This is a genomic window from Streptomyces sp. NPDC087845 (genome assembly GCF_044742755.1).
In the GTDB taxonomy this organism is placed as follows: domain Bacteria; phylum Actinomycetota; class Actinomycetes; order Streptomycetales; family Streptomycetaceae; genus Streptomyces.
Genome location: NZ_JBIUVC010000008.1, coordinates 406,459 through 428,904, shown reverse-complemented (window position 1 = coordinate 428,904; position 22,446 = coordinate 406,459). Strand labels below are relative to the sequence as shown.

Sequence of the window (22,446 nt, the reverse complement as noted above, 5' to 3'; positions counted from 1 at the left end):
CGTGCTACTTGCTGACGGCGAAGCGCATCAGGGCATGCTCGCTGCCCTGCTTGATCTTCCCCGTCGTATTGATCACTTCGAGCTTCCAGCTGTCGCTGACGCGTACGGCCTTGGCCACGGCACAGCCGTTGTCCTGGGTGAGCAGGCTCGGCCAGATGTCGGCGACCTGCTGGGAGCTGCCCCCGGTCGCGTCGTACACCTTGAAGCTGATGTTGCGCGCCTTCTGGAAGGAACTGCCCTTCTTGTAAGCGGCGGCGACGAACACTATCGACGTGATGTTGGGCGGTATCCGCGCGAACTCGACCGTCACCGTCTCGTCGTCGCCGTCCCCACGCCCGGTCTGGTTGTCACCGCTGTGAACCAAGGAGCCGTTCCCCATGGGATCGAGGGAATCGAGTCCCGCCAGGCGCACCGGGTCTCCGCCCTGCATCGCGATGGCGATCAGGTCGAGGTCGGTACCGGACTTGCGGCGGAGCATTCCCATCACCCCGCCGCTGCTGCCGGCAGTTGGATCCCAGGACACTCCGATGGACAGATGGGTCACTCCGTCCAGATCGGCCGGGCCGTCTTCCTTCTTGAGCGTAATCATGCGTGAATCATCCTCTTGACGACGGGAATGCGACACACAGAGTGTGCCTGGGGCCTTCGAAGTCCTGCACACCTGGTCCGACGGTTGTGGATTCGTCCCTTTTCTTCCTGTGTCAGTACAGGGCCACGCCCCTGCTGCGAAACGCGCCTCCGCGACACAGGAGCACCCGTCGCCGTCGCCCCCGCTGTCGCCCCCGCCGTCGTCATCGCCCACTCCGCTCGCTCCGGCTGCTCCGCCCGTCCGATGTTCGCCGGACGAGAGCAGCACGCAACTGATCACGGCCGGCACCGTGATTGAGCCCCAAGAGCCCCAAGAGCCCCAAGAGCCCCGGAGCCACGAGTAGCGACTGCGGACCCGGACGCCCGTACCCGTGACTCGGGTCGTGGCAATCTTCCGTTCACGGTGCGTCGAGAATGCGGGCCACCCCCCGCTTGGCGTACGCCAGTCCGGCGTCCACCGTCGCCTCCAGGAGCCGGCTGAAGCCCGGTGCGCTCAGCCAGGTGCAGTCGGGCATGACCGTTGCCGCCAGCATGCCGGCCGGACCGCATCCGAGTACATGCGGCTCCATTCTCCGACGGGTCAGGCGCATCGTGCTTTCGCCCGACCGGGGCGGGCAGCGGGGCGCCGGGGTGCTCTTGGCGGCTCCGGACCGGTGTCGTCGGGTGGAACGGTTGCGAGGGGCGCACCATGGAAGGGCGCGAGCACGTCATGGGGGTGACCTGGGCAGGAGTCCGCCGGTGGCACGTGGACGGTTGCGGATCTACCTCGGGGCCGCCCCCGGGGTCGGGAAGACGTACGCCATGCTCGCCGAGGGGCAGCGGCTGCGTTCACGGGGCGCGGAGGTGGTCGTCGGCTTCGTCGAGCCGCACGGGCGTCGGCCCACCGCGGCCATGGCCGAGGGGCTGGAGACGATGGCCCGCCGTACGCTGAGCCACCGCGACGCGCTCTTCACCGAGATGGATCTCGACGCGGTGCTGGCCCGCCGTCCCCAGGTCGCCCTGGTCGACGAGCTGGCCCACTCCAACGTTCCGGGGGCCCGCAACGCCAAGCGGTGGCAGGACGTCGAGGAACTCCTGGCCGCCGGCGTCGATGTCGTCACCACGCTCAACGTCCAGCACCTGGAATCCCTCAACGACGTGGTACGGCAGATCACGGGGGTCGTACAGCGGGAGACCCTGCCCGACGAGGTGGCCCGCCGGGCGGACCAGATCGAACTGGTCGACCTGCCACCGGAGGTGCTCCGCCGCCGCATGGTCCACGGCGACATCTATCCGCCGGATCGCATCGAGTCCGCCCTCACTCACTACTTCCGGGTCGGCAACCTCACCGCCCTGCGCGAGATCGCCCTGCTGTGGCTCGCCGACCGGGTGGAGGAGGGGCTGCAGCGCTACCGCGCGGAACACGGCATCGTCGCTCCCTGGGAAACCCGGGAGCGCATCCTGGTGTCCCTGAGCGGCGGGCCGGAGGGCGAGACCCTCATCCGTCGTGCCGCGCGGATCAGCACCCGTACCCCCGGCACCGAGTTGCTGGCCCTCCACGTGGTCCCGGAGGACGGACTCCCCGGCTTCGACCCGACGGTACTGGAAGCCCAGCGCACCCTTCTGGAGTCGCTCGGCGGCAGCTACCACCAGACCACCGGCGAGGACGTCGTCGATGCCCTGTTCCAGTTCGCCGAGGCGGAGAACGTCACCCAGATCGTGCTGGGCGCGAGCCGGCACGGTCGTCTCGCCTCCCTGCTGAGAGCAGGTGTGGGAGAGCGGGCGATCAGGGGGTCCGGCCCGATCGACGTGCACCTCGTCACCCACGAGGAGGCGGCAGGGCCGGCTGGGCTGAGGCTTCCGCGTCCGAGCCGCGGCACGGGCCCGAGACGGTACTGGTCCGCGCTGGCCGGCGCCGTGCTGCTGCTGCCCGTACTGACGCTTGTGCTGACCGCGCTGCGTGGCAGCCTCGGCCTCTCCAGCGACCTCGTGATCTATCTGCTCGCGGTGGTCGTGGTCGCTCTGGTCGGCGGGGTCTATCCCGCGCTGTTCGCCGCCGTCGCCGGAGCACTGCTTGCCGACTACTACTTCACCGCACCGGTGCACACGCTGGCCATGGAGCGCTCCGACGAGCTCACCGCACTCGTGGTCTTCGTCGCCACGGCCGTTCTCGTCGGCACGGCAGCGGGCACGGCTGCGCGGCGTACGCACCAGGCGGTACGCGCGACGTCGGAGGCGAGGACGTTGAGCCGCCTGGCCGCCGCCATGATGCGCGGCCAGGATCTGACGGCACTGGTGGAGCAGATCCGGGAGAACTTCGGCCTCCGTGCGGTCAGCCTGCTCGAAAGGGATCCGGAGGCATCGCCCGTACCCCGCTGGTACGTGGTCGCCAGCGCCGGGGAGCGGCCGCCGGAAAAGCCCTACGAGGCAGATGTGGAAAGCCCCGTCGACGACAACCTCATCCTGGCCGCTCGCGGCTCGGGACTGAGTACGGAGGACCGACGCGTCCTCGCCGCATGCGCCGCCGAACTGGGACTGGCCCATGCCCGGGAGCGGGTCGCCGGGTGTTCCGGCGGCACGGACGCCTTCGCCGACGCCGAACGCACCCGGGCATCCCTGCTTCTCGCGGCAGGCCGCGATCTGCGTGCTCCGCTGCACACCGCCGAAGCAGCGCTCGTGCGCTTGCGGCGTCGAGGTGCCGCGGTGTCCGGCCCGCAGGAGGCGCAGCTGCTGGACACCGCCCGCGCGGCGGTGCGCCGTGCGGCTCAGTTGGTCACCGATCTCGACGACGTGAGCCGTCTGCACGCCGGGGCGCTCGCTCTGTACCTCCGCCCGGTCGACCTCAACGAGGTGCTGGGCGCTGCTCTGGACGACCTCGGGCCCGGTGGTCACTCGATCGTTCTGCGCATGCCGGAGCGGCTGCCCGACGTGATCGCCGACGCCGCTCTTCTCACCAGGGCCCTGACGGCCCTGGGGGCCGACGCGTTGCGTCACAGCCCGCCGGAACGGCCCCCCGCCTTCACCGCCGAGGTCCGGGCCGGCCGCGTGACGATTCTGGTGGAGGACGGTGTGTCCGACCGGGAGCCGGAAGTGGGCACCGGGGCCTCCCGGCCTCCGGGTACCAGGGCCGGCAGCCTGGCTCTGCGGCTGTCGCGCGACTTGACCGAGGCCATGGACGGGACCCTGGAGACGACCGCCGAGGGGCCCGCCTTCTCGGTGATGCTCACCCTTCCGGGTTCCGCGTCCGGCGGCAGCGGAGCATCCGGCGGCGCCGAGTGAGTCCGTACACCGCATCGTCATCCCATCGGCTCACAGGGCGGCAGGGCACGCGCGACCTCAACTGATATAGCGTCAGAAATGAATCGGCCTCGCGTGCGGGATCGACACCACATTCCAGCCGGGAGGGCCGAACAGCCCCGCCCTCATGACTCTGCGGGGTGCCTCGCACATGTCGGACGTTGTGTACATCGGCCTCACGGTGGCGGTGTTCGCCCTGATCGGCCTGGCCGCCAAGGGGGTCGGACGCCTGTGAGCGTGGAGAACCTCGTCGGCTTGATCGTTGCCGCGTGCCTCGTGATCTATCTGGTCATCTGCCTGGTCTTTCCCGAGAAGTTCTAGGGAGAGCCCGGATGAACGACACCCTCGCGGGCTGGCTCCAGGTACTCGCCCTGGTGGTCGCGCTAGGTCTCTCGTTTCGCCCGCTGGGCGGTTACATGGCTCGCGTCCTGGTTGACGGCCATCATGGGCGAGTCGAACGCCTGATCTATCGAGCGGGCGGAGTGAACGGTGACGCGGACCAGAAGTGGACGATCTACCTGCGCAGCGTCCTGGCCTTCTCCGCCGTGTCGGTACTGTTCCTGTACGCATTCCTGCGCCTGCAGAACCATCTCCTGCTGTCCCTGGGAATGAAGCCGGTCACCACGGACCAGTCGTTCAACACCGCGGCATCCTTCGCCACCAACACCAACTGGCAGTCGTACTCGGGTGAGTCGACCATGGGCCATCTGGTCCAGATGGCGGGCCTCGCGGTGCAGAACTTCGTCTCCGCAGCCGTCGGCATCGCCGTCGTCGCCGCACTGATCCGCGGCTTCACCAGGAAGAAGACCGATCGCGTCGGAAACTTCTGGGTGGACCTGACGCGGATCGTCGTTCGCGTCCTGTTGCCCCTTGCGTTCGTCTTCGCGCTCGTCCTGGTGGCCGCGGGCACCGTTCAGAACTTCCACGGAATCCATGACATCACCACCGTCGCGGGCGGGCACCAGCGTCTGACCGGGGGCCCCGTCGCCTCTCAGGAGGCCATCAAGGAACTGGGCACCAACGGCGGTGGTTTCTACAACGCGAACTCCGCGCACCCCTTCGAGAACCCCAACGCCTTCACCAACCTGATCGAGATCTACCTCATGCTGGTCATCGCGTTCTCGCTGCCGCGCACCTTCGGGACCATGGTCGGCGACAACCGGCAGGGCTATGCCATCGTCAGCGTGATGGCATTGATCTGGGCCGCGTCGGTCGCCATCGTGACCGCCAACGAACTGCACAGCGTCAGCAGTACGGCCGGTCACGCGGCCGGCGGAATGATGGAGGGCAAGGAGACGCGGTTCGGGATCTGGGCCTCGGCCCTGTTCGCCGTGTCCACCACCCTCACGTCGTGCGGAGCGGCCGGCTCTTCCCACGACTCGTACACGCCGGGCGGCGGCGGAATGACGATCTTCAACATGATGCTGGGGGAAATCGCACCCGGCGGTACCGGATCCGGGCTCTACGGGATCCTGATCCTCGCGATCGTCGCCGTCTTCGTCGCCGGACTCATGGTCGGCCGTACGCCCGAGTACCTGGGCAAGAAGCTCCGGGGCCGGGAGATGAAATTCGCCTCGCTCTACATCCTGACCACACCCGCGCTCGCCCTCGTCGGTGCGGGGCTGGCGATGGCGTTCGCGGGCGAGAGGGCCGCGATGCTCAATTCCGGACCGCACGGCTTCTCCGAGGTCCTCTACGCCTTCGCGTCGGCCGCGAACAACAACGGCTCGGCGTTCGCCGGGCTGAGCGCCAACACCGTCTGGTACAACACCGTGCTCGGCGTGGTCATGCTGGTCGGCCGGTACCTGCCGATGGTGTTCGTCCTGGCGCTCGCCGGCTCGCTCGCCGGGCAGCAGCCCGTTCCGGTCACCGCGGGCACCCTGCCCACACACCGGCCCCAGTTCATCGGGCTGTTGACCGGAGTGATCCTCATCGTCGTCGGACTGACATACTTTCCCGCGCTCGCGCTCGGACCCCTTGCGGAGGGTCTGCACTGATGTCCACGACCACCACTCCCGCTCCCGTCCCGCCGGGCGCCGGGAATCAGCAGCGCCGGGTCTCGGGCGGACTGCTCGATCCCAAACAGCTTCTGACGTCCTTCCCCGACGCCCTGCGCAAACTGGATCCGCGCTCGATGGTCCACAACCCCGTCATGTTCGTCGTGGAGGCCGGGGCGGTCCTGACCACGCTGTCGGCCATCAGGACGCCCAGCGTATTCGCGTGGGTGATCACGGCATGGCTCTGGCTGACGTCCGTCTTCGCCAACCTTGCCGAAGCCGTGGCCGAAGGGCGCGGCAAGGCCCAGGCGGAGACTCTGCGCCGTACCAGGACGACGACGACGGCCCGCCGTCTCACGGACTGGCGGCCCGGCGCGACCGACGCCGCAGAGGAGGAGGTTCCGGGCGTCGCGCTCCGTCTGGACGATCACGTCGTCGTCGAGGCCGGGCAGACCATCCCCGGCGACGGCGATGTGGTCGAGGGCATCGCGAGCGTCGACGAATCGGCCATCACGGGCGAGTCGGCGCCGGTGATCCGCGAGTCGGGCGGCGACCGGTCGGCCGTCACGGGCGGCACCAAGGTGCTCTCGGACCGCATCGTCGTGAAGATCACCTCGAAGCCGGGGGAGACCTTCATCGACCGGATGATCGCACTCGTGGAGGGGGCCGCGCGGCAGCGGACGCCCAACGAGATCGCACTCAATATCCTGCTGGCATCCCTGACCATCATCTTCCTGATCGCGGTGGCGACCCTCCAGCCCTTCGCCATCTTCGCAGGGGCCGAGCAGACCATCGTCATCCTCGTCGCCCTCGTCGTGGCCTTGATCCCCACGACGATCGGCGCGCTGCTTTCGGCGATCGGCATCGCGGGCATGGACCGGCTCGTCCAGCGCAACGTGCTGGCGATGTCCGGGCGCGCGGTGGAGGCAGCGGGCGACGTCAACACCCTTCTGCTCGACAAGACCGGCACCATCACCCTCGGCAACCGCCGGGCCGCCGAGTTCCTGCCGGTGGACGGGGTGAGTGTCGAGGAACTCGCCGACGCCTCCCAACTGTCGTCGATGGCCGACGAGACGCCCGAGGGCCGCTCGATCGTCGTCCTGGCCAAGCAGCAGTACGCGCTACGCGGCCGGAGCGAGGGCGAACTGGACCGGGCGACGTTCGTCCCCTTCACCGCGCAGAGCCGGATGAGCGGTGTCGACCTCAACGATCCTCAGCAGAACGTGTCTCTGCGCAAGGGAGCGGCGGCGGCAGTGATGCGCTGGGTCCGTGACAACGGCGGCCACCCCTCGGCAGAGGTCGGCGGCATCGTCGACGGCATCTCCGCGAGCGGTGGCACCCCGCTGGTCGTCGGCGAGGTGACCCGGAACGGCGACGCGCCCGGTGCCCGCGTCCTCGGCGTCATCCACCTCAAGGACGTCGTCAAGGAAGGAATGCGCGAACGCTTCGACGAACTCCGCCGCATGGGCATCAGAACCGTCATGATCACCGGCGACAACCCGCTGACCGCGCGCGCCATCGCCCAGGAGGCGGGGGTGGACGACTTCCTCGCCGAGGCCACCCCCGAGGACAAGATGGCCCTGATCAGGCGCGAACAGGAAGGCGGCAAGCTCGTCGCGATGACCGGCGACGGTACGAACGACGCGCCCGCGCTGGCCCAGGCGGACGTCGGCGTGGCGATGAACACCGGAACCTCGGCCGCCAAGGAGGCCGGGAACATGGTGGACCTGGACTCCAACCCGACCAAGCTGATCGAGATCGTCGAGATCGGCAAGCAACTGCTGATGACCCGCGGTGCGTTGACGACCTTCTCGATCGCCAACGACGTCGCGAAGTACTTCGCGATCATCCCGGCGATGTTCGCGGTGGTCTACCCGGGCCTCGACGAGCTCAACATCATGCGCCTGCACAGCCCGACCTCGGCGATCGCCTCCGCGATCGTCTTCAACGCGCTGATCATCATCGCGCTGATCCCACTCGCGCTGCGCGGCGTGCGCTACCGGCCGTCCTCCGCCGCGACACTGCTTCGCCGCAACATCTGGATGTACGGGCTCGGCGGGCTGGTACTGCCCTTCGTGGGCATCAAGCTGCTCGACCTCCTGATCCAGTTCATCCCCGGCCTGCGCTGACGGACGGCCCGACGAGAGAAGAAGGCGATCCCACGGTGCGCACCCACCTTCCCCCCGTACTCCAGCACCATCTGGCCGCCCTTCGGATGCTGCTGGCGTTCACCGTGATCACCGGCATCGCCTATCCGCTGCTCGTCACCGGCATCGCCCAGGCCGGCCTCTCCCACCAGGCCAACGGCTCCCTGCTGACGACGGACGGCACGCCGGTGGCCTCCAGCCTGATCGGCCAGAACTTCGCCCTGCCGAAGAAGAATCCCCGAGACGCCAAGGAGCCGCTGCGCCCCGACCCCAAGTGGTTCCAGCCCCGCCCGTCTGCCGGGGGCTACGATCCCACGGTCTCCGGCGCCTCCAACCTGGGCCCGAACAACACCGACTTGATCGAGACCGTCAGGAGCCGCCGCGCCGCCGTCGCCGCCTTCGACGGGGTCCCGCCCGCGTCCGTTCCGGCGGACGCCGTCACCGCCGGCGGCTCCGGGCTCGACCCGGCGATCTCCCCGGCGTACGCCTACGAACAGGTCGGCCGCGTCGCGAAGGCCCGCCACCTCGCCCCCGCCGAGGTCAGGAAGCTGGTCGCCCACCACGTCCAGGGACGTGTTCTCGGCTTTCTGGGTCAGGAACGCGTCAACGTCGTCGAACTCAACCACGATCTGGCCCGGCTGATGTGACCAGAATGTGGGGGCGCCGATGCGACGGCGGCCGAAGCGAGGACATACACCGGCGTGGGGGCGTGACATGGATGTGGGAGCCGTGGCCGTACTTGCGGGGATCGCCGCGTTCGGCGGCCTGCTCGCCGCCCTCGTCGGGGCCCACGGCCTGAGCCAGGCACGGCGTGTGAGCGAAACGGGTGTGCGCGTCCAGGCGCTGGTCAAGCGGCGCCCGGGAGAGGTCCGTGAGGAGTCGGCCCCACCGCGCCCGCTGCTGCAGTTCGTGACGGAGGACGACAGGGTGATGGAAGTCGTCTGTCCCGTTCCCCCCACCCGGCGGAAGCCGCTCGACGACGGCGACGACGTGCTTGTCTCCTACGATCCGGCCGACCCGCGAAGCGTCGTCGTCCACGGGCGGGAACACGTGGGTTCCGACCGTGTGTTCATCGCCGGGGGTGCCCTTGTCCTACTGCTCTCGGTGACCGCGCTCGTTGTCGCGATCGCGGCTCGGTGACAGCCCGGAGAGCTTCTCGTCGTTGCCTCTCGCAGGGGAGTCCTGCGAGTTGCGGGGGAGTCCTACGAGTGGTGTCCGGGCGTCGGCAGTGCGGGCCGACCGGCAGCCGGGACAACGGCTCGGCCGACGCGGTCCGGGCCGTCAGACGCCGGCGCGGCCGGCCGTGTCGAGTGCCGCCCCTACCTGGTCGGCGAGAGTCACCGCGACCAGCCGCGCGGCGAGTGGGGGCGCCGCGCCGGGTGCGGGCCGGAGCATGAACCGGCCGTGGAAGTGTCCGTTGTGGAAGACCCGCAGTTCCAGCTCCTCGCCCGGCAGACCGTCGCGGTCGGCGTCCCAGCGCCGGTGGCGGTCCCAGGTAATGCTGCCGTCCTCCTCCAGGCGGGGCGGACGCCCGATGAGGGTGCCGTATTCGAAGCGGCAGCCGTTCAGGCCGAGCAGTCCCACGAGCTGCCGGCACACATGGTCGATCACGGTGTACGGGCTGGTGGCGGTCTCGGCCAGCCGGGCGGTGTGGTGGATCTGCGCCAGGTAGTCGTCGTCGGTGAGGGCGATCACCTTCAGCTTCCGGGCCCGCGCCGCGAGCTGGGAGACGGCGATGCCGACGACGAGCAGCAGCACGGCGGTGATGACGTCGGCAGCCTTGACGATGGCGAACTGTCCGTAGGGACGGGTGAGGAAGAAATCGAACCACACCGCCGCGGACAGGGCCGTGAGCGCACCGGCGAGGCGATGGCCCAGTGCGGCCACCGCAACGACGGCGACGACGAGCACCAGGGCCGCGTCGGTGTTGGACATGCCGGTCCGGAAGGGCACCAGCACCGCGCACACGGCCGGCGGCAGTGCGAGGGCGGCCCCCACCGCCACCTGGTTCCGGGTGAGGTACAGAGACATGAGGCACACCTCCACCTCAGGTGTAACGGGGACGGACGGGCCTGTGTCCAATTGTGGACCGCTTTGATGGATCCTTGACGACATCGGCTCGGGAGGGCGCACCGGTCCGCCGGATCCGCCCTCGTCCGCTACTGCCCGTAGCGAGGGCCGGCACAACGTGTCGAACGCCCGTGAAGGGCACGCGTGGCGCTGCCCGAGTCCGTCGAGGAACTCGGCCCGCCCTCCGGGAGCACCGGCGCCATGACGCCCGCCGCCCACGCTCCGGAATGGTGCCGGGGACATCGGCAGGGGACGGAGCAGCAGGTGCGCCACCGGATGCCGGGCCCGTACCGCCGGGGCGCCAACGATGCTCGGCGCAGCTGCGAACGAGGCCGCACGACTGGCCGTCGTCAATCCCGCGTCAAGGGTCGGCGGTGCGGGGTCAAGGGTCCGCTAACGGAGAAGTCCGGCCCAGGCGGGGCGGGCATAGCGTCACTGCTGTGCCCCGGCTTGCCAGCAGTCCGGGTTGATGTGCCCGTCTTCACGAGGAGTGCCATGATCGACAACCAGCGCGCCGAGGACCCCGACCCCCTTCAACCGGACCGGACCGGGGCGCTGTTCGTTCCGGTCCGGCCGGGGCCCGCGGGCTGCTGCGCCCGCCTCTTCCGGACGCCCCTGGGCATCCGCACCGCGGTCGCCTTCACCAACGAGCGGCAACTGATCCTCACCCTGGGGGAGCGGCAGACCTGGATCCGGCTCTCCGAGCCGGCGGTACGCGCCCTCGTCGCACCCTTGGGGGTGGTCGACCTCGTCGTCGACCCCCTCCTCGTTGCCCCCGGGCCCGGTGCCGCGGCCGCTGTGAAGCCCGCTCGCCGAACGGCCCCCGCGCCGCGGCGGAAGCGCAGGCAGGGCTGGGAACCGGGAGCGGCCGATGGGGTCCGCGCGACCGGCACACAGTCGTTGTCTCCTGCATCAACCTCTTGATCGGCCGAGGGAACACCATGACCACATCACTGCCAGGACGGTCGGTTCCGGCGCCGGACATGCCGCACGCGGTCCCCGCGCCGCCGGGCAACGCCGCAAGTCTGTCCGTCTGGCCCGCTTCGGCGCGGCCCGCCCCCCGCGGCGATGTCGCGGTGGGAGGAGTCTCCCTCGTCGAGGCGGCCGAGCGGTTCGGTACCCCGGTCTACCTCCTGGACGAGGGCGAGGTGCGGGAACGCTGCCGCACCTATCTGCGGGCCTTCCCGGACACCGATGTCGTCTACGCGGCGAAGGCATTCCTCTGTCGCGCCCTGCTGCGCTGGGTGCGGGAGGAGGGTCTCGGCCTGGACGTCTGCTCCGCGGGCGAGCTGGAACTCGCCGTCACCACCGGCTTCCCGCCCGAGCGCATCGTGCTGCACGGCAACGCCAAGAGCCCGGAAGACCTGAGCGCCGCGCTGCGCCTGGGTGTCGGACGTATCGTCATCGACAGCGCGTGGGAGATCGCCCGGCTGTCCGCGCTCATCCCGGACGGCGCCCGCCAGAAAGTGTTGGTGCGCGTGGTTCCGGGCGTGAGCGCGGGCAGCCACGCCGCGATCCGCACCGGCACGGACGACCAGAAGTTCGGGCTGTCGATCACCGATGGGAGCGCTCAGCACGCCATCGCCCGGATCCTCGACCAGCCGCGGCTCGAACTGGTCGGACTGCACTGCCACATCGGCTCGCAGATCCCCACGGCCAAGCCCTACCTGACTGCGCTCCGACGGGTGGTCGGGCTGCTTGCCCAGGTCCGCCACCAGCACGGGACAGTCCTGCCGGAGCTGGACCTGGGGGGTGGGCATGCGGTCGCCTACCGGCCGGGGGAGAACGCGCTCGACATACCGTCGCTCGGCGCCCGCATCCGCCGCGAACTGGCCACGAGCTGCGCGGCGGCCGGCATCCCCGTGCCCCGGCTCACCATCGAGCCGGGCCGCGCGCTGGTCGGGCCCGCAGGCGTGGCGCTCTACCGCGTGCTCGCCGTCAAGAGGACCGGCGACCGGGTCTTCGTCGCCGTGGACGGCGGGATGAGCGACAACCCGCGGCCCGCGCTCTACGGAGTCCGCTACGCACCCCGGCTCATCGGCCGCCCCTCGACGGCCGAGCCCTGCACGGCGACCGTCGTCGGCCGGCACTGCGAGGCGGGCGACGTGCTCGCCGCCGACGTGGCCATGCCGGGCGACATCCGCCCGGGTGACCTGGTGGCCGTCCCTGTCGCGGGCGCATACCACCTCTCCATGGCGTCCAGTTACAACGTGGTCGGCCGCCCGCCGGTGGTCGCCGTCCACGACGGCCGTGCGCGGCTACTGGTCCGCCGTGAATCCCTCGCCGACATCAACGGCCGCGACGTCGGTCTCTGAATCGTCCGCGCCCATGTCCGTACGCTCCCGGCCACCGGTAACCGGCTACCGGTAGCCAGTAACCGGTAGCCGACAACCATCACGGAGCTGATATGCCCTGCGCCGGCCGTTCGTCTCTTGGCGAGCGTCCGTGGGCGGAGCGTCGCCGCTGGGCGGCGGGCGCGGTCGGTCCCGCGTTCGCCGGCCGGGCAGGAGTACCCCGCCCTGCCGGTCTCCCGAGCCTCGGCTCCGCGTGGTCATGTGCCGGCTTCAGCAACACTCCGACGCGCGGACTCACTGCTCGCGGTCGGTGGGCCGGCGCCAGATCCTCATCGGCGGGGGAAGGAGCGCAGGACCGTGCGCCGGGAGACCACCGCCAGGTCCGCCACCTGGTCGACGGTGGTCTGGTTCATACCCCTGGGCGAGAAGGAGCCCGGCCGCCGTGCTCGGCACGTCCTCACGCGTCCGCCGCGTCGTGCGCGTCCGCAGATTCTGTCCGGGCACGGCGTCCGGCCTCCTCGGGCTCGCCGTGCTCAGTGCGCCGGAGCGGCCGGTGCCTTCGAGGCGGCGGCGTTCTCCTCCGCGAGCCGCTCCATGCCGCTCTGCGTCTTGAGCGGCTTCTCCTTGATGAAGAGCACCGCGATCAGGGCGAGAAACGCGAAGGGGGCTCCGATCAGGAAGACATCGGCGGTCGCGACCCCGTAGGCGTGCTCGACCACCTGCCGGGCCGGTTCGGGAAGGGTGCTGAGGTCGGGGACACCGTGCCCGGCGCCCCCGTTGTCCGCCGCCCCGCCGAAGCCCTTCGCCATCTCGCTCGCCACCCGGTGGCTGAGCACGGCGCCCAGCGCGCTCGTGCCGATCGCCCCACCGAGGCTGCGGAAGAACGACAGCACCGAGGTCGCTGCGCCGAGCTCCGACGCGGGCACGTCGTTCTGAGCTGCCAGCACCAGGTTCTGCATCAGCATGCCGACACCGACGCCGAGCACCACCATGTAGACGCTGAGCAGGACGAACGAGGAGTCCGCGCTGATCGTGGACAGCAGGCCCATGCCCGCGGTCATGATGACGCCGCCCGCGATCAGGAAGCCCTTCCACTTGCCCCGGGCGGAGATGATCTGCCCGGCGACGGTCGTGGACACCATCAGGCCGAGGATCATCGGCAGGCTCATCAGCCCTGCGATGGTCGGTGACTTGCCGAGGGAGATCTGGAAGTACTGGGAGAGGAAGACCGTGCCGCCGAACATGGCCACGCCGACCAGCAGGCTCGCCACCGTCGTCAGCGCCACGGTGCGGTTGCGGAAGATGTCCAGCGGGATGATCGGTTCCTGGACCCTGGATTCGACCAGGACCGCTGCGATCAGAAGTACCAGACCGGCGGTGACCAGGGCGGCGGTCTGCCATGACGCCCAGTCGAACCGGTTGCCTGCGAGTGTCACCCACAGCAGCAGTGCGCTGACCCCGCTCATGATGAGGACGGCACCGAAGTAGTCGATCTTCACCTCCCTGCGGACCGTGGGCAGCTTCAGCGTCAGCTGGAGCAGCACGATCGCGAGCAGGGCGAACGGCACACCGATGAAGAAGCACCAGCGCCACCCCAGCCAGGAGGTGTCCACGAGCACGCCGCCGATGAGCGGTCCTGCGACCGTGCCGACGGCGAAGACGGCGCCGAAGATGCCGGAGTAGCGGCCGAGTTCACGAGGCGGGATGATCGCCGCCATCACGACCTGGGCGAGGGCGGTGAGACCGCCCGCGCCGATGCCCTGCACCACACGGCTCACGATGAGCAGGCCGACGCTGTGTGAGAAGCCCGCGACGAGTGAGCCGACGATGAACATCGAAAGAGAGAGCTGGATGAGCAGCTTCTTGTCGTAGAGGTCGGACAGCTTGCCCCAGATCGGGACGGTCGCTGTCATCGCCAGGAGCTCGGCGGTGACCACCCAGGTGTACGAGGACTGGCTGCCGTGCAGATCGGCGATGATCCTGGGGAGCGCGTTGGAGACCACGGTGGAGGCCAGAATGGCCACGAACATGCCGGCCATCAGGCCCGACATGGCCTGGAGTATGTGACGACGCGTCATGGCTGGTGCGGCCCCCTCGGGCGCACCGGCCGTACCGGTTTCGGGTGTGACGGCAGCGGTCATTGGCTGACGTTTCCTCATTCTCTGGTGAAATGCCCCGGTGGGGGCTTCGGATGTGCTTCAGCCGCTCAGACCGTCGGCCAGCGAGGCGAACGCCTCACGATAGATGCTCTGGAACGTACGGGTACGGCCGGAGGCCACCCAGAGCTCGACGGCGGCGCGCACGGCAGCGATCGTCACGTGCGTGAGAAGCCGAGGGTAGAGATCGGACTCCGGATCCTGGCCGAGGCGCTCGGCCACGACGGCGACCAGTGCGCGTTCGTCCGCGCCCTGGGCGGCCAGGAATCCGGACAGCAGCGAAGGGCTCGTCCTGAGCGCGGCCATCTGGAGCTCCCAGCGTTCGTGATCCTCCTCGATGTGGGCGAGTTCCTGGCCGATCGCCTCGCGGAGAGCATGGAGTGCCGTGAGTTCCTCCGGTGCGTTCAGCACCGCGCGGCGGGCCCGCTCGGCGCTGTCCTGGTCCGGACGGGTGATCGCGTCTTCCAGGCACGGGAAGTAGTTGAAGAAAGTGCGCACCGAGACACCGACCGCATCGGTGACCGCTTCTACGGTCATGTTCTCGATTCCGCGGTCCGCGGCCATGCGCAGCGCCACGTCCGCGAGGGCGTCACGCGTGGCACGCTTCTTGCGTTCACGCAGCCCGAGGGGCATGTCGTCGGCACACATGAAGTGCATGCTATGCAATTTTGCGTGGCGTGCAAAATTCTTTCTGCAAGGGTTCCGGTGCCGGACGGGTGCCCCGAACCGGTCCAGGCAGGCCCCGGCCCCGGCCCGCCGCCGTCCCCGCCCGACCGCGCGTACGCCTCCCGCGCGGTCCGGGGCGTGGGCGCTGCGCGCCGTGCTGTCGGTGGAACCGAGGTGGATCAGCCTGCCAGCCGGGCGAGGGCCAGTTCGTGGGCGCGGTCGAGGGAGTCGGCGGCGGCGCAGGGGATGTCCGGTTGCACACCGGTGCCCTCCCAGTTGGTGCCGGAGACGGGGTTGACGGGGCGGCCGAGCGGGATAGTGGCTTCCAAGTGCGGGTGTACCGTCCAGCCCTCCCGGGGATGCGCACCGCCACCGGTGCGCTCGCCGACGACAACGGCGCGGCCGAGCTGCTGCAGGTTGTACGTCAGCTCCTCGGCACCGGAGAAGGTGATGCCGCTGGACAGTACGTACAACGGCTTGCTGCCGCCGAAGCGCGCGCCGGGGACGTGCGGCAGGCTCCAGGACTGCTCGCGGCGCTCCCCGTCGCGCCAGTGCATGGTGTTGAGGTGGGTGCGCTCATCCAGCAGGTAGCTGCAGACGAAGGCGACCGTGTCCGGGTCACCGCCCTGGTTGGCGCGAAGGTCCACGATCAGCGCCCGGGCGCGGGAGGCGAGGGTGAGCGCGGCACTCAGCGGTTCGGCGGCCCACTCCAGCGGAAAGAGCGCCGGTGCCAGCTCCACCACGGCGACCCCTCCGTCGAGCAGCTCCACCCGGGGCGCACCGCCCAGCGAGATGTCGAAGTCCCGGCGCATCGCAGTCAGGGTGGCCGCCCCTTGCTCCGGAGGCACCGGGGCGGCGTGGTACTTCAGTCTCAGGTGGCGGTCGCCGTTGACGGACTGCAGGTCCGCGGTGACGAGCCGGCCGAGCTCCTCGGCGCTGTCGACGTCGTAGGCGCCCTCGGCGAGGCGCCGTTGCAGCAGGTCTGTGAGCTGTTCGGCCGTCTCGGGGAATACATAGTGCTCGATCAGGAGCCGGGCCGTCTCGTCGATGACCGGGGCAGGCCGAAACCGCGTCGGAGTTGTCATGGCAGGGGAGTAGAGCACCGCCCTTGCGAAAGCGTCAAGACAGTTGGACACTTTCCGTATGCATGATCAGCCTTCCTGTCCGCCGCCTCCTGAGGACGTCCAGGAGATCGGTGCGCCTGAGCAGTTCGCGGCGCTCGCCCACCCCTTGCGTCAGCGACTGCTCTTCGCTCTGGGCCACCGGCCCGCCACCATCAGCCAGCTCGCGGCGCAACTCGACGCGAAGAAGGGCAACGTGGCCCACCACCTCAAAGTGCTCCGCGAAGCCGGACTCGTCCACGTCGCCGAAACCCGCCAGGTCCGCGGCGGCACCGAGCAGTACTACCAGCGCACGGCCCGCCGCATGGTCGTCGCCGAACCCCGGGCGGCGGGCACCGCCGCGATGCTCTCCGCAGTCGCCCAGGAGCTGGACCGCTCACCCGCCGAGACTCACCTGACGCTGCGCCACTTGCGTCTCAGCCCTGCGAAGGCAAGGGAACTCGGCGAGACCCTCGCCCGGTTGGTCGACGAGGCCGAGGAGGAGGTAGGGGATCAGCCCATGCACGGCGTACTGGTGACGCTCTATCAGCAGGCCTTGCCGACCGGCACCACAGGTTCCGTCCAGCAACAATACCGGTGACTTTGTTGGTGGGTCGTCGGGTGTGGTGTGCCAAGGCCTGGACAGGTGAAGTCGTCGGGTGAGCGGTTGTCGGACCGGATCGCTCCGGGTGTGCTGACGCGGGTGTTTCCGCCCGAGTTGGTGGATGAGGTGGTTGTGGGGTGTGGGCGTCCGGAACAGCGGTCGCGGCTGTTGCCGGCCCGGGTGGTGGTCTATTTCGTGCTCGCGATGTGTCTGTTCTCCGGGCAGGGCCATGAGGAGGTGGCCCGGCTGCTGAAGCAGGGGCTGGAGCGGGTGCGGCGGTGGGAGAAGCCGTGGCGGGTGCCGACGACAGCGGCGATTGGCCGAGGCCGCCGACGGTTGGGGCCGGAGCCGTTGAAGGTGCTGTTCGCGCGAGTGTGCCGGCCGGTGGCCGTTGAGGAACCTGCTGGTGCCTGGTATCGACGGTGGCGTCTGGTTGCGGTGGACGGCACGGTCTTCGATGTGCCGGACACCGGGGCGAACAGCGGTTTCTTCGGTCGGCCCGGCTCGGACAGGGGACAGCAGTGCAGCACCTACCCGCAGGTGAGGCGGCTTCCTTCTTGTCCACCACGCACTTCGGGACGTCATCTGAATCACCGGTATTGCACCTAGCGGACCTGATCGGTGGGTGCCAGACCGGACTCCCAGGCCCAGGCGGCGATACCGACCCGGTTACGGACGTCCAACTTGCGCTGGAGGCTGGCCACATGGGACTTGACGGTGGCGAGCGAGATGAACAGCTCCTCGCCGATGTCGGTGTTGGACAGCCCCCCGGCCACCAGCGCCGCGACCTCCTCCTCGCGCGGCGTCAGCGGCTCGGGGGGCGGCTTCCCCTCCCCGAGCACCGGTGGGACGAGCCGGTGCAGCATGCGCGCGGTGATCTGCGGGCTGATGAGGGCGTCGCCGGACATCGCCGCACGTACTGCTTCGACCAGCAGCGTCGGTCCGGAGCGTTTCAGCAGGAAACCCGAGGCTCCGGCGCGGAGCGCGGTGTGTACGTACGCGTCGAGGTCGAAGGTGGTGACCACGACGACCCGTAGCGGCGGGTCCGCGCCGGGTCCGGCGAGCCGCCGGGTCAGTTCCAGGCCGTCGAGACCCGGCATCCGGATGTCCGCGAGGAGCACGTCGGGGCGGAGCCTCATGGCGGCGCCCAGCGCGGTGACACCGTCTGCCGCCTCGCCGATCACGGTCATGTCGGGTTGGGCGTCCAGGACGAGGCGGAAACCGGCGCGGATGGTCTCCTGATCGTCCGCCAGCAGAATCCGGATGGTGCCGGTGCCGCTCATGCGACGGTCCCCTCGGGTGCCGTGTGCCGGGCGGCGGCCGTATGTTCGTGCCGGCCGCTGGTCGGTGCCGCGCTGTCGGGCAGCGGGAGTGTGGCCGCGACCTGCCAGCCCGCGGTCCCGTGCGGCCCCGCAGTCAGCGTGCCGCCGAGAGCCTCGGCACGGTCGGTGAGGCCCGCCAGTCCGAGACCGCCCCGCGAGCGCTCCGGGAGCGGAGAGGTCCGCTCGGCGGCCCGGGCCCCGGCCTCAGCGGCATCGGTGACAGTGAGCTGAAGGGCCGTACCGCCGCCGTACGGAACCCGCCGGGCGGCGATGCGGACGGTGACGGCAGCGGGAGCGTGGCGGCGCACGTTGGTGAGGGATTCCATCACGATGCGGTATCCGGTCGCGCTGACCTGCACGGGTAACCCTTCCAGCACACCGGCGGGCACATCGAGCCGGGCCGGAACGGTGCCGGTGCGGGTGAACCGGGCTGCCAGGGCGGGCAGTTCGCCGAGGTCGCGCTGACGGTCGCGGGTGCGCGCGGCGCACTCCGCGCGGGGCGGCCGTCCGGACGGCTCGGCGGAGGCGTCGCCCGAACCGGCAGCATCCCCTTCACGGTCCCGGTCCTCCTGTGCGTTGAGCGTCCGGACCGTGCGGTCCATCGCGGCCAGCGCCTGCATACCCGCCTCCTCCATCCGCGGCAGCAATTCCACGGCCCGCTCGGGGTCCTCGCGCGCCAGGAGCCGAGCGGCTTGGACAAGGACCACCACCCCCATGACATCGTGCGAAGCGAAGTCGTGCAGATCACGGGCCACTTCGAGAAGCTGCTCACGACGCTGGTCCGCGAGCGCCCGGCGCCTCCTGGAGTCCTGGCTGCGCAAATACCCGCCCAGCGCCGTGGCGCCCGCCGCCAGCAGGGACCAGAACAGGCACAGCACGCCGATCTCCGCCGCTGCCGCAGGCGGCGTCAGATGCAGGCCGATCCGCAGCGGCAGCACCGCGACCGCCGCGCCGAGCACCATGGCGCATGCGATCGCCCCGGCCCGCCCGTTCATCCGGCGCACCGTCGGCACCAGAAGAGCGAGCAGCGCGCTCGTCTCCACGGCCCACCACCAGCCCGTGGCATTGACAACCGGCCCCTGGAAGCAGGCCGTCAACACCAAGGAGGCAGCGGCGGCAAGCCACGGCCGCCGGGCTGCAGGAGGCAGCGGCAGGCGGGCCGCCGTCGCCACCGCCGCACCGGCCGTCACCAGACCCACGGCGACGATCGCGACACCCGCGGTGGACGCGGTCGCCCACGCGGCGGTGGACAGGCCCAGGAACAGAAGACCGCCGAGGACGCGCAGGACGGGCAGGTGTCGATCGCTCATGAGCATCGACCCTATGAGACGCGGCGGTTCGATGGGATGGCGCCCCGGGACCGGGATCAGTCCCGCTCGGTCCACCACGGCCGGCTCCCGGACAGGCTTCGCAGGGCGTTGGTCGCGCAGTGCACTTCCCCGCCGACGGTGCCGAGGTGGTGCGAGTAGGCCCAGTCCTCCACCCAGAAGATCCGGGTGCCCGTGCCGCTCAGGGCCTTCTCGGCCGCCCGCTCGAAGACGTCCCGGCCGTCGGTCTCCGGGGCGTGCGGGCGTGGCGCCAGGTAGACCCCGGTGCCGGTGCTCACGCCGTTGGCCGCGCCGGGCAGGTAGTTGGCAACCACGTCCCGGCGCGGATACCCGACGGGCACGTCGAGCCGGTTGAAGAGAGCGGGAACACGGACGACATGGCGTTCCGTCAGCCCCACCTGCTCGCGAAGGGTACGCAGAGCGGAGTCGATGCCCTTTCGGGCGATCTCCGTGCCCCGGGTGAGTGAGGGCTTGCGCAACGCGTCGGCGACCGTGAGACGGGGATCCTCGGTGTCCTCCGGAACGATTCCGCGGACCAGCGACTCCCCGCCCCGACCGCGCTCCACGAGATCTTCCAGCAGTTTCCGTCCCAGGCCGGGGTCGGCGACAACGGCCACCCAGCCCCGGTCGTTCCTGGCCGGGACGAAGGACAGGAACTCGTCGATGTGACCGACCCCCAGCCAGCTGGTGTCCACCGATATCGGCCGCTGGTAGCCCTGCGCGGCGAGCATCCGGGTGAAGGAGGCGTCCGGGGATTCCTTGCCTCCCGTACCACCGTAGATGACCCGGCCCACCGGGTAGCGGTGGCCCCGCCAGGTGTACGGCGGGACGGTGCCGAAGTTCCCGGTGGAGCTGAACGAACCGTAGTACAGGCTGTCGTCGCTGCCGACGCGCTGGGGATCGTACTGCTGAATCACTCCCGTGCCGGGACCGCGGAGCAGCGGGAACACGCTCCGCGAGGCGTCCCTGAGCGGGAAAGCGGGTGTGGCCGTGCCGGGCATCACGTCCGCGGACCGCAGGATGACGGTGACGCGGTGTTCACGGCCGCCCGGCGCGGGTATGGACGCGTAGGCGGCCTTGAACAGGTCCTGCATCCAGACATCGCCGCCGGTGGGGTAGTTGTACAACGGGGCGGGCAGCCCGGCCCGGTCGAGACCGCGTCGCAGATCGCGGCGGAACGTGGCTTCCCCCGGTCGCACGGGCCGTGGCTGCACGGCGGGGTCGTAGTGCTTGCCGCGCTCCACCTCGACCGGCGAGGTGCTGTGATCGGCCGTCATCATGTGCTGTATCGGCATCAGGTCGTGCTGGAACACGAGCGGCGCGACCCGTAGTCGTACCCGGTCCTCGGTCATGGCGCCACCGCGTTCCACCTTGAGAACGATGTCGGTGAAGCCCGCCCACTTCTGGGGGTCGCGTACGAAATCCTTGGCCTCCACGCCCAGCCGGACGCCGTGGCGCAGTTCGTCGGTGGTCAGCCGGTCGTCGGGCCTCAGCGGAACCATGCGGCCACGGCGCTCGGCGAAGATCCGGACATGCTTCCGGGAGGCCGGGTCGGCAGCGACGGTGGCGGTGGTGCCGGCCATGACGCGCGGGGCGGCGGTGATGTGCACCGGCGCGAGGTCCGCGAGGTCGGCAGGGCCGTTGACCACGGTGTCCGTGGCATCGTTGCAGTCCGCCAGGCGCCTGTCGGGCAACCGCGCGCCTCCGGGGCCCCCAGTGGGGCAACGCCGCTGGTCGTCGTCCACGTTGGGCAGCATCAGCGCACCGCGGCGGCGGGCCCAGGTGTCCTTGCCGGCGTCGTCGTCCGGAGTGATCAGGCCGTCCCGGTTCGTATCCGCTCGGATCACCGGTCCGGGAGGCGCGGCGTGCGCCGGTTGTGCCGGGAACGTCCCGGTCACGACCGTGAGGAGAGCGGTTCCCAGTGCACCCGCGCTCATGGGCACAAGGCGGCGGCGCCGGTGGCGCGGGCTTCCGACAGTGCCGGAGCCGGTGGCCGAGAGAGCCAACAGTGTTTCGTCGTCCATGGCCCCACCCTCGGCCACGGACCGTGGACGGGGCATCCGCCCGATGGCTGGTTCCCGCGCGGGAGACGACGGCCGCCTCATCCTTTCGGCGGATCGGCCGACCGGGACGTGCGCGGGCCCGGCGAGGCAAGCAGCACCCCGCCGGCAGCACCGTCCACAGCCACCGTTCCTCCGGCCGCCCCCTCACACCAGGAGCGCCTCGGCCCGCTTGACGACACCCGGCGTGAGGGCCTCGCCGACCTCCCACGGCTGTTGCTCGGTCGGCCACGACACGCTGTGAGGCATCAACCGGCGCGGGAAGGGTGCCGGGAAAGCGCATGCCTCCGGTGGCGCAACGCCAACGCCCGCCACCGGGACCTCCCGGCTGCCGAACACCGTGAACGCGCCCGCCCCGGTCACTCCGTACCCGACAGTTCATGACGGCGTATCACCCGGCCTTGATCCACCACGCGAGATCGTTTGAAGACACGACCCCCGGGCCACCTCCTCATGGCCCTGCCCGGAGAACAGACACATCGCGAGCACGAAATAGACCACCACCCGGGCCGGCAACAGCCGCGACCGCTGTTCCGGACGCCCACACCCCACAACCACCTCATCCACCGACTCGGGCGGAAACACCCGCGTCAGCACACCCGGAGCGATCCGGTCCGACAACCGCTCACCCGACGACTTCACCTGTCCAGGCCTTGGCACACCACACCCGACGACCCACCAACAAAGTCACCGGTATTGCGTCTAGCAAGTCTTGTTCGGGCCGACGAGCGGACCGGAGCAGGATGTCTGCTGGGCCTCGCCCGCAATCGCCTCGCGCGGTCTTCACAGCAGCGCGCCGCGCACGTGGAAGCCGTCGCGGGGGCTGACGCGCGTGACC

The 22,446-nt window shown here is 70.1% G+C and carries 20 protein-coding genes; 10 read left to right on the top strand and 10 right to left on the bottom strand.

What is annotated here, in order from left to right:
• Positions 1-4 precede the first annotated feature (4 nt).
• Complete coding sequence (locus tag ACIOMQ_RS22760) at positions 5-589, bottom strand: TerD family protein (RefSeq protein ID WP_362206547.1); 585 nt, start codon at positions 587-589, stop codon at positions 5-7.
• A 397-nt stretch (positions 590-986) separates the two neighbouring features.
• Entirely contained in the window at positions 987-1,121 is a 135-nt protein-coding gene (locus ACIOMQ_RS22755) for a hypothetical protein (RefSeq protein WP_402190043.1), read from the bottom strand.
• A gap of 205 nt (positions 1,122-1,326) precedes the next feature.
• On the opposite strand from ACIOMQ_RS22755, the gene ACIOMQ_RS22750 reads away from it, so the two are divergent.
• The 6 genes from ACIOMQ_RS22750 (at position 1,327) to ACIOMQ_RS22725 (ending at position 9,148) form a co-directional block, all read left to right on the top strand.
• On the top strand, positions 1,327-3,846 hold the full coding sequence (locus ACIOMQ_RS22750; protein ID WP_401265402.1) for a DUF4118 domain-containing protein: 2,520 nt from the start codon (positions 1,327-1,329) through the stop codon (positions 3,844-3,846).
• A gap of 249 nt (positions 3,847-4,095) precedes the next feature.
• Positions 4,096-4,185, top strand: coding sequence for a potassium-transporting ATPase subunit F (locus tag ACIOMQ_RS22745; protein WP_401265399.1), 90 nt, complete (start codon positions 4,096-4,098; stop codon positions 4,183-4,185).
• Positions 4,186-4,196: 11 nt separating this feature from the next.
• On the top strand, positions 4,197-5,861 hold the full coding sequence (gene kdpA, locus ACIOMQ_RS22740) for a potassium-transporting ATPase subunit KdpA (protein WP_401265396.1): 1,665 nt from the start codon (positions 4,197-4,199) through the stop codon (positions 5,859-5,861).
• The gene (kdpB, locus tag ACIOMQ_RS22735) at positions 5,861-7,990 is read left to right on the top strand and encodes a potassium-transporting ATPase subunit KdpB (RefSeq protein WP_402190040.1); all 2,130 of its coding nucleotides are present in this window, start codon (positions 5,861-5,863) and stop codon (positions 7,988-7,990) included. Before kdpA ends, kdpB begins: the two co-directional genes overlap by 1 nt.
• A 35-nt stretch (positions 7,991-8,025) precedes the next feature.
• Positions 8,026-8,655, top strand: coding sequence for a potassium-transporting ATPase subunit KdpC (kdpC, locus tag ACIOMQ_RS22730; RefSeq protein WP_401940052.1), 630 nt, complete (start codon positions 8,026-8,028; stop codon positions 8,653-8,655).
• 82 nt (positions 8,656-8,737) lie between these two features.
• Complete coding sequence (locus tag ACIOMQ_RS22725) at positions 8,738-9,148, top strand: DUF3592 domain-containing protein (protein ID WP_401940055.1); 411 nt, start codon at positions 8,738-8,740, stop codon at positions 9,146-9,148.
• 141 nt (positions 9,149-9,289) lie between these two features.
• On the opposite strand, the gene ACIOMQ_RS22720 is transcribed toward ACIOMQ_RS22725, so the two are convergent.
• A complete protein-coding gene (locus tag ACIOMQ_RS22720) occupies positions 9,290-10,039 on the bottom strand; it encodes a DUF4118 domain-containing protein (RefSeq protein WP_362206539.1) in 750 nt (249 codons plus the stop codon).
• Between the two features lie 534 nt (positions 10,040-10,573).
• Here ACIOMQ_RS22720 and ACIOMQ_RS22715 point away from each other — a divergent pair.
• Both ACIOMQ_RS22715 and lysA read left to right on the top strand, forming a co-directional pair.
• On the top strand, positions 10,574-11,002 hold the full coding sequence (locus tag ACIOMQ_RS22715) for an SAV_915 family protein (protein ID WP_401265388.1): 429 nt from the start codon (positions 10,574-10,576) through the stop codon (positions 11,000-11,002).
• Between the two features lie 59 nt (positions 11,003-11,061).
• The gene (gene lysA / locus ACIOMQ_RS22710; protein ID WP_362206567.1) at positions 11,062-12,393 is read left to right on the top strand and encodes a diaminopimelate decarboxylase; all 1,332 of its coding nucleotides are present in this window, start codon (positions 11,062-11,064) and stop codon (positions 12,391-12,393) included.
• Between the two features lie 512 nt (positions 12,394-12,905).
• On the opposite strand, the gene ACIOMQ_RS22705 is transcribed toward lysA, so the two are convergent.
• The 3 genes from ACIOMQ_RS22705 to ACIOMQ_RS22695 form a co-directional block, all read right to left on the bottom strand.
• Complete coding sequence (locus ACIOMQ_RS22705) at positions 12,906-14,513, bottom strand: MDR family MFS transporter (RefSeq protein WP_362206537.1); 1,608 nt, start codon at positions 14,511-14,513, stop codon at positions 12,906-12,908.
• Between the two features lie 57 nt (positions 14,514-14,570).
• A complete protein-coding gene (locus ACIOMQ_RS22700; protein ID WP_362206536.1) occupies positions 14,571-15,176 on the bottom strand; it encodes a TetR family transcriptional regulator in 606 nt (201 codons plus the stop codon).
• Positions 15,177-15,373: 197 nt separating this feature from the next.
• On the bottom strand, positions 15,374-16,279 hold the full coding sequence (locus tag ACIOMQ_RS22695) for a S41 family peptidase (RefSeq protein ID WP_362206535.1): 906 nt from the start codon (positions 16,277-16,279) through the stop codon (positions 15,374-15,376).
• Positions 16,280-16,337: 58 nt separating this feature from the next.
• Between ACIOMQ_RS22695 and ACIOMQ_RS22690 the strand changes: the two genes are divergently transcribed.
• Positions 16,338-16,895 carry an ArsR/SmtB family transcription factor gene (locus ACIOMQ_RS22690; protein ID WP_401940059.1) on the top strand — a complete coding sequence of 186 codons (558 nt, stop codon included), beginning with the start codon at positions 16,338-16,340 and terminating at the stop codon, positions 16,893-16,895.
• Between the two features lie 45 nt (positions 16,896-16,940).
• Positions 16,941-17,507 carry a transposase domain-containing protein gene (locus ACIOMQ_RS22685; protein ID WP_402190037.1) on the top strand — a complete coding sequence of 189 codons (567 nt, stop codon included), beginning with the start codon at positions 16,941-16,943 and terminating at the stop codon, positions 17,505-17,507.
• On the opposite strand, the gene ACIOMQ_RS22680 is transcribed toward ACIOMQ_RS22685, so the two are convergent.
• The 4 genes from ACIOMQ_RS22680 to ACIOMQ_RS22665 all read right to left on the bottom strand — a co-directional run bounded on the left by ACIOMQ_RS22680 (position 17,504) and on the right by ACIOMQ_RS22665 (position 22,205).
• Positions 17,504-18,181 carry a response regulator transcription factor gene (locus ACIOMQ_RS22680; RefSeq protein WP_362206533.1) on the bottom strand — a complete coding sequence of 226 codons (678 nt, stop codon included), beginning with the start codon at positions 18,179-18,181 and terminating at the stop codon, positions 17,504-17,506. The two genes, ACIOMQ_RS22685 and ACIOMQ_RS22680, sit on opposite strands and share 4 nt — an antisense overlap.
• Positions 18,178-19,530, bottom strand: coding sequence for a sensor histidine kinase (locus tag ACIOMQ_RS22675; RefSeq protein WP_402190035.1), 1,353 nt, complete (start codon positions 19,528-19,530; stop codon positions 18,178-18,180). The genes ACIOMQ_RS22680 and ACIOMQ_RS22675 overlap by 4 nt, the downstream gene beginning before the upstream one ends.
• Positions 19,531-19,586: 56 nt before the next feature.
• Positions 19,587-21,572 (bottom strand): protein-arginine deiminase family protein, encoded by a 1,986-nt coding sequence (locus tag ACIOMQ_RS22670; protein ID WP_402190033.1) that lies wholly within the window; start codon positions 21,570-21,572, stop codon positions 19,587-19,589.
• A 414-nt stretch (positions 21,573-21,986) separates the two neighbouring features.
• The gene (locus ACIOMQ_RS22665; RefSeq protein ID WP_402190086.1) at positions 21,987-22,205 is read right to left on the bottom strand and encodes a transposase domain-containing protein; all 219 of its coding nucleotides are present in this window, start codon (positions 22,203-22,205) and stop codon (positions 21,987-21,989) included.
• Positions 22,206-22,446: the final 241 nt, after the last annotated feature.

Bases quoted from the DNA above. Each gene is read 5' to 3' on its own strand.
- ACIOMQ_RS22760 (WP_362206547.1), bottom strand. From the start codon at position 589: ATGATTACGCTCAAGAAGGAAGACGGCCCGGCCGATCTGGACGGAGTG.
- ACIOMQ_RS22755 (WP_402190043.1), bottom strand. From the start codon at position 1,121: ATGCTGGCGGCAACGGTCATGCCCGACTGCACCTGGCTGAGCGCACCG.
- kdpA (WP_401265396.1), top strand. From the start codon at position 4,197: ATGAACGACACCCTCGCGGGCTGGCTCCAGGTACTCGCCCTGGTGGTC.
- kdpB (WP_402190040.1), top strand. From the start codon at position 5,861: ATGTCCACGACCACCACTCCCGCTCCCGTCCCGCCGGGCGCCGGGAAT.
- ACIOMQ_RS22720 (WP_362206539.1), bottom strand. From the start codon at position 10,039: ATGTCTCTGTACCTCACCCGGAACCAGGTGGCGGTGGGGGCCGCCCTC.
- ACIOMQ_RS22715 (WP_401265388.1), top strand. From the start codon at position 10,574: ATGATCGACAACCAGCGCGCCGAGGACCCCGACCCCCTTCAACCGGAC.
- lysA (WP_362206567.1), top strand. From the start codon at position 11,062: ATGCCGCACGCGGTCCCCGCGCCGCCGGGCAACGCCGCAAGTCTGTCC.
- ACIOMQ_RS22705 (WP_362206537.1), bottom strand. From the start codon at position 14,513: ATGACCGCTGCCGTCACACCCGAAACCGGTACGGCCGGTGCGCCCGAG.
- ACIOMQ_RS22700 (WP_362206536.1), bottom strand. From the start codon at position 15,176: ATGTGTGCCGACGACATGCCCCTCGGGCTGCGTGAACGCAAGAAGCGT.
- ACIOMQ_RS22695 (WP_362206535.1), bottom strand. From the start codon at position 16,279: ATGACAACTCCGACGCGGTTTCGGCCTGCCCCGGTCATCGACGAGACG.
- ACIOMQ_RS22690 (WP_401940059.1), top strand. From the start codon at position 16,338: ATGCATGATCAGCCTTCCTGTCCGCCGCCTCCTGAGGACGTCCAGGAG.
- ACIOMQ_RS22680 (WP_362206533.1), bottom strand. From the start codon at position 18,181: ATGAGCGGCACCGGCACCATCCGGATTCTGCTGGCGGACGATCAGGAG.
- ACIOMQ_RS22675 (WP_402190035.1), bottom strand. From the start codon at position 19,530: ATGAGCGATCGACACCTGCCCGTCCTGCGCGTCCTCGGCGGTCTTCTG.
- ACIOMQ_RS22670 (WP_402190033.1), bottom strand. From the start codon at position 21,572: ATGGACGACGAAACACTGTTGGCTCTCTCGGCCACCGGCTCCGGCACT.